The sequence below is a fragment of the Nocardia sp. NPDC006630 genome, from assembly GCF_040611495.1.
Classification (GTDB): domain Bacteria; phylum Actinomycetota; class Actinomycetes; order Mycobacteriales; family Mycobacteriaceae; genus Nocardia.
In genome coordinates this window covers 23,482-29,782 of record NZ_JBEXOK010000025.1, presented here as the reverse complement: position 1 = coordinate 29,782, position 6,301 = coordinate 23,482, and the positions used below count along the sequence as shown (strand labels likewise).

Below are 6,301 nucleotides of genomic sequence, written 5' to 3'. Positions count from 1 at the left end.
GAGCGCCCGCCCATTCCGGAAATACCGCAGTGGGACGATCCGTCATTCCGCGCGGTCGAGGTCGATATGGTGATCGACGCCAACTACGAGCGCACATCAGTCGACGAAATCGAAATTGAATTCGCCGGCCCGCACACCTGATACGAACGCTTTCCACTCGGATCTCGTGAACCACAGCGTCGGGCTGTGCCGATCCTTGGAATCACGCAGTGCGATCTGACCTTCGTGGTACGCGACCTCGACACAATCGCCGCCGCCGTAACTGAAGCTGCTCTTGGCGAACTTCGGCCCGCGACGCTCTCCGCGAATCATATTGCAGCTCATAGCATTCATTCCTTCCCCCCGAGGGTCACTCCCCATGACCCTTCTGGTGAATCACGTACGACACACACAGTGCTATCCGAACCACCGGCCGCGCAACTGAATTCGGCCGGGCCCGCCCGCCGGTGGATCGAAATGCTCATAAAGGCAACCTTACGGCGACCCACCGACAAACTGCCGTGCCGACGGAGCCACCACCGCCCCGCCGGCCGGACCGATAAATGAGTCGCGTCTGCTCCGGCCGGCGAACGATACTCTGCGGGTGGAGAAGAAGGACCCGGCCCCCACTTTCTGGGGCACCGGTCGGTGTTAACGTTTTGCTCGAAGGTGCCCGAGCAGGGGGTTTCGGGCGGTGCTGCGTCGAAGCATGTTGGACCGCAGGTGATTACGCGGATCGGCCGGCGGCTGCGATCCGAACTCCACACCGGGGCCGATGTCGACCACCACTCCGGCGGCCCAAACCTCGTGGCGGCGGCCGTTGATCGTCCACGGCACCACATCCACGCCGACGGCTACGGCTGCTGGGAGGAGGACGGCCGCAGAGATCGTGCGGTGCGCGGTCGGGCGAGGACGGTGGGCTCTATCCGTCCGCGTAGCGTCACCGATTCGCCGAGTTGCCAGTGTGCTGCCTCCTCCGCATCCGCATCGGTGACGGTCGCGGCGGAGGCCAGCAGTCGGCTCGTATCGTTTTTGGCGAGTTCACACAGGCGTGCGGCCTCGTTGACCGCGTCGCCGATCACTGTGAACTCGTAGCGGCGCCGAGCACCGATATTGCCCGCTACGACGCGCCCCGCGGCGACGCCGATACCTGCGGTGATGTCCGAGTCGGAGGTGCTCAAGCGGTGCTGGATCGAGCGAGCGCAGGCCAGCGCTGCGCTTTCGGCGCAGCGGAGCGGCACGGGTGCGCCGAAGATCGCAAGGGCCGCATCGCCTTCGAATTTGTTGAGCAGTCCGCCGTGCTGTTCGACTTCGTCGACGACGAGATCGAAAAAGCGGTTCAGGATCTCGACGACCTCGGTGGCCGGTCGAGTCGCGGTCATGGTGGTCGAACCGATGATGTCTACGAAAAGTGCGGCCGCCAAGCACTCTTCACCGCCGAGCTCCGAGTCCTGGGTGATGGCTGCCTCGGCGACATCGTGTCCGACGTGCCTGCCGAACAGATCCTGAATTCGATCGCGATCTCGCACCTGCCGCACCATCCGATTGAAGCCGTTCTGCAGCTCACCCAGCTCGGTTCCGTCGTACACGGTGACTTGCGCTTCGAGGTCGCCGTCCTCGACCTGGTGCAGTGCTCGACGTACGCCCCGGATCGGTGCCAGCGCGGCCGACAGTGCCTGGGTCATCAACAGCATGCCGAAGACGAGTGTCGCGGCCCCGAGGGTCAGGACGCAGGTGGCGAGGCGGGTGGTGGTCACCGATCGTTCGAGCAGGGCCAGTACCGCCACGGTCATCGACAGCGTCACCGGCGCTCCGGTTCCGAGTATCCAGGCCAGCACCGAGCGTCCGAAGACGCCGATCCCCTGGTGCCGCCGGGACACCGCTGCGTCCAGCACCCGCGCGGTCACCGGTCGCAATGCGAACTCGGCGGCCAGGAAACTGTTCGCGCACACGACGATTGCGCTGAAACCGATGCCGAGCATCACCTTCGTGATCAGTTCCCGGTCGGTGTGCCCGTACAGGGGCGTCATCACGACCAGGCATCCGAGCCACAGGGCCGCCTCCACGATGACCAGGTGCATCGGTACCGCCGTCGTCGCGGCTTGTTCGAACTCGTCGGGTACCCGGTCGGGATCGATCGCCCACTGCAGTGTTCGCAGGCACCAGCGGGTGCCCCAGACGATACCGATCACGACTGCCAGGGCAGCGTACAGCGGGAACACCACGAAATTCAGGGTCAGCAATTCTATGGTGAACAGCGGTGGTCCCGGCAGCACGAACCCGACCAGAACAACGACCATCGCAATGCCGAAACAGTTTGTGACCACGATCGAGCTGGTCAGTAGCAGTTGTATTCGGATGCGCCGGACCCCGGACTGCTCTGCCGTCGTTCCCAGCAGCCGCGAGCCCCATGGTGTCGGATCTTGTGCCACACGGGCGACGTTGAGGTCGACCATGGATTGCAGCGTACGCCTGGCTACCTTCTGGAATAGCGTCCAGGTGACGGCTGCCACACTGCGGGCGTCTCAGTGCCTGAGGTGCTGCGTATGGCCTGCAGGGGTCCGCGCGAAACCGGCCCGACGGATACCCGCCGGGCCGGGGCTATGAAAGTGTTTCAGGGGCAGAGGGTTTCACCGATTGCCCTGGCTGTCGCGCCTCAGGGGGTGACGATGGGGAAGTCCACATCCGCGGTATCGAGCAGACCGGCGAGGGTGGCGAGCACCTTCGGATCCCCGTCGACACCCACGCCGTCGAGTCCCTTGCCCGCCAGCACACCCAGCAACTGCGGCTTGGTGAGGGTCAGCGTGAGGTCCGCGGCACCGTGATGAGGTGCGTCCTTCGTTGCGGTTCGGTGGGTCAGCGCACCGTTCGACATGGTCAGGCGCACCGTCTCGGCGTCGTCGGTGACCTTCCAGTCCATGATGAAGCCGGTTTTCGCGGCCTTCGGGCCGTTCACCCGCACGGCCATGGAATCGATGAGCATCTCGACGGTCAATGCCATCGCCATTTCCGGATTCGCGGTGTCGATCGCGGTGTGCACCACACCCTTTCGCAGTTCCATCGCGCCGGAGAGGTAGAAATTGCGCCACGGCCCGTTCTCCGCGCCCTGACCCAGCTTGTCGTAGACCGCGGCGAGGGTCTCCTTCGCCTCGCCATTGCCGGACTCGGCGAAGATGGCGTGGTTGAGAAGTGTTGCGGCGAAACGCAAGTCACCGCTGTCGATATAGCTCTTCGCCTTGGTGATCACCGCGTCCACGCCGCCGTAGTCCACGACGTAGCGCTTGGCCTGCTCGACGGGCGGGTGCTCCCACAGGTGTGCGGGGTTGCCGTCGAACCAGCCCATGTAGCGCTGGTAGATCGCCTTGACATTGTGGCTGATCGAGCCGTAATAGCCACGGTTGGCCCACCTGCTGTCCAGTGCCTCCGGCAGTTCGAAGGACTCGGCGATCTCGGGGCCGGTGAGCCCGCTGTTGAGCATGCGCAGCGTCTGATCGTGCAGGTACGCGTACATGTCACGCTGGCCGGCCAGCAGGTCGACGAAGCGCTCCCTGCGCCATACCGGCCAGTGGTGCGAGGCGAAGGAGACGTCGATCTTGTCGGCGAACATGGCGATGGCTTCGTCGAGGTAGCGCGCCCAGATGCGCGAATCGCGAACCACGGCGCCGCGCAGGGTGAGGATGTTGTGCATATTGTGAGTCACGTTCTCGGCCATACACATTGCGCGCTTGTCCGGGAACAGGAAGTTCATCTCCGAGGGCGCCTCGGTGCCCGGGGTGAGCTGGAAGACGATCCGCACACCGTCGACCGTTTCCTCCTGACCGGTACGGGTGACATCCACGGTCGGCGGGATCAGCGTGATGGTGCCGGTCGAGGTGGTCATGCCCAGGCCGCAACCGATCTGGGCGTCCGGTCCCTTCGGCAGATTCGCTCCGTACATGTACGCGGCGCGACGGGTCATTGCCGTTCCGGCGTAAACGTTTTCACTCACCGCATGCTCGAGGAAACCCGACGGAGCGATCACCGGGACCTCGGCATGTCCGTGCGGGAGGACACCGCGCGCGCCACCGAAGTGATCACCGTGCGAGTGGGTGTAGATCAGCCCCGTCACGGGACGGTCCCCGCGATGCTCGCGGTACAGCGCCAGAGCGGCGGCGGCCGTCTCGGCCGAGATCAGCGGATCGATGACGATGACGCCGGTGTCGCCCTCGATAATCGTCATATTCGACAGATCGAGGTTGCGCACCTGGTAGATGCCGTCGGTCACCTCGAACAGGCCCTGCTTATTGCTGAGCTGGCCCTGGCGCCACAGACTCGGATTCGCGGTCGGAGGGCATTCGCCGTCCAGGAAGCCGTACGCGTCGCCGTCCCAGATGACTTTCCCGTCCGCCGTGGTGATGACGGCCGGTGACAGTGCGGCGATGAACCCGCGCTCGGCATCGTCGAAGTCGGTCCGGTCCTTGTAATCCAGCGACATGTCCGCTCCCTCTTCGTTTCGTCCTGATTTACCCCGATCGTTCTCGCAGGAGAACGCCGCCGCCTCACCCGACACGGATGAATTCCATTCCGGATTCATCACTCGGCGTTCACGTCGGCCTACTGTCCGAACAGCACGAGACACCACGATCGATGCAGTTCACCCCTGACGTGTGAGGACGAAAGCGACTCGGCAAGGGAATGTGATTCGACGACTTCTCTGCCCGCAGAAAACAGATCCTGCCCGTGAAACAACAGATTGCGGAGCGAACAATGACAGCTGATACGCCCGACCTGCTGAAGCGGGCGCGGACGAAGCTCGGCCGCCCGAGTAAATCGGATGTCACCGCAGGCATGGCGACCGGCCTTTTCAGCATTCCCGAGGGCATGGCCTATGCGTCGATCGCGGGCTTCAACCCGGTCATGGGCCTGTATGCCGGTGTCGTGCCGCCCATTCTGGGCTCGCTCACCTCTTCGACCGTACTGATGGTCACCACTCTCACCAGCGCGATAGCGCTGACCGGCCAATCCGCGCTGTCGGACGCCGGGCTCGACCCGCAGGACGGCGGCAATATCGCCGCGCTCGGGATCATGGTCGGCGCGATCATGCTGATCATGGGACTGCTGCGGCTGGGCGTGGTACTCAGCTTCGTCTCCAACGCGGTCATGATCGGCTTCTCCACGGGCATCGCCCTGCAGATCGTCACCGGTGTTTTCAAGGACGCCACCGGTTACAAGCCCGGTGGGCACAACAAGCTGGTGCAGTTGTGGAACTGGCTGGCGGGTATCTCGCACTGGCAGGCCACCACCACCTGGGTGGCCATCGCGACCATCGCGGTGTGGGCCATCGCCCGCGCCATACCGAAACTGAGCTCACTGGCGCTGCTGGTCGCCATGGTCGTGGTCAGTATCGCGATCGCCGTCCTGAGCCTCGATATCGAGTTCGTGGGCGATATATCGCACATTCCGGGTGCGCTGCCGAGCCTGTCGCTCCCCAACCTGGATGCCGTTCCACACCTGCTGCCGGGCGCACTGGCCGTCGCGATGGTGGCATTGGCGCAGGCCGCAGGTGTCGCGCCGTCCATGCCCAATCCCGACGGCAGTCGCTCGAATATGAACTCCGACTTCGTCTCTCAGGGATCTTCCGCTGCATCGCGCTGGCCGGTTTCGGTCAGCGCGACATGCGGCAGAAGGGCGTGTTCGCTGGCAGCTCGATGCAGGAGGGCATCAATGCTGGCGGGTAGAGAGCCCGCCCTCTCGATGCGCATTCTTGGCCAGGATGGGAGATGCGCTGGTTGGCCGGGCGCCGCCCGAACAGGTGCCGTCGAGTCTGTTCGATCGCCGATCCTCCCGGCCGGCTCACCGACGTCGAGCACTACCGCGCCATCCTCCGCCACAGCGGCCACAACCGGCTCGCCGATGAACTCGCCGAGCCGGATCTGCCCCGGTTGCAGGCACTGCGAGAACGCCTGCGCCCGGTGTTCCATGCCCAGACCCCGGGCGAAGCGACAGCCCTGGTCAATGCGCTGCTGCGGGAGTCAGCCGCAGTACCGCAGCTGGTCGATGATGCCGGTGCCAAGCCTGCCCTGCAGTGGGGAACAACCCTGCACGGGCCCGACGCACTCGACGCCCGCCTGCCCGGAGCACTCGCCGATTTCCTTGCGCGGCAGGGCCATCAGCGCCTCGGTGGCTGCACGGCCGCACCGTGCCGGTGCGTATTCGCGGACCGGACTCGGCCCGGAACACGGAAATACTGTTGCGATCAATGCAATGACCGCGCAGCCGCCGCCGCGCACTACCGGCGCAACCGTCGACAGCGACCTTCAGATCGCTGAATCACTAAATTCCA

The 6,301-nt window shown here is 64.6% G+C and carries 4 protein-coding genes and 1 pseudogene; 2 read left to right on the top strand and 3 right to left on the bottom strand.

All coding sequences use genetic code 11. The features are described 5' to 3' along the window. Positions 1 to 96 precede the first annotated feature (96 nt). The 3 genes from ABZX86_RS40000 to ABZX86_RS39990 form a co-directional block, all read right to left on the bottom strand. A complete protein-coding gene (locus ABZX86_RS40000) occupies positions 97 to 312 on the bottom strand; it encodes a DUF397 domain-containing protein (RefSeq protein WP_355131658.1) in 216 nt (71 codons plus the stop codon). Positions 313 to 833: 521 nt separating this feature from the next. Further along, positions 834 to 2,435, bottom strand: a complete 1,602-nt coding sequence (locus tag ABZX86_RS39995) for an adenylate/guanylate cyclase domain-containing protein (RefSeq protein ID WP_355131652.1) — start codon at positions 2,433 to 2,435, stop codon at positions 834 to 836. Between the two features lie 200 nt (positions 2,436 to 2,635). Beyond that, a complete protein-coding gene (locus tag ABZX86_RS39990) occupies positions 2,636 to 4,453 on the bottom strand; it encodes an alkyl sulfatase dimerization domain-containing protein (protein ID WP_355131650.1) in 1,818 nt (605 codons plus the stop codon). 272 nt (positions 4,454 to 4,725) lie between these two features. On the opposite strand from ABZX86_RS39990, the pseudogene ABZX86_RS39985 reads away from it, so the two are divergent. Both ABZX86_RS39985 and ABZX86_RS39980 read left to right on the top strand, forming a co-directional pair. After that, positions 4,726 to 5,586, top strand: a pseudogene (locus ABZX86_RS39985) (SulP family inorganic anion transporter); the annotation flags it as partial. 152 nt (positions 5,587 to 5,738) lie between these two features. Then, positions 5,739 to 6,287 (top strand): ABATE domain-containing protein, encoded by a 549-nt coding sequence (locus ABZX86_RS39980; protein ID WP_355131656.1) that lies wholly within the window; start codon positions 5,739 to 5,741, stop codon positions 6,285 to 6,287. Positions 6,288 to 6,301: the final 14 nt, after the last annotated feature.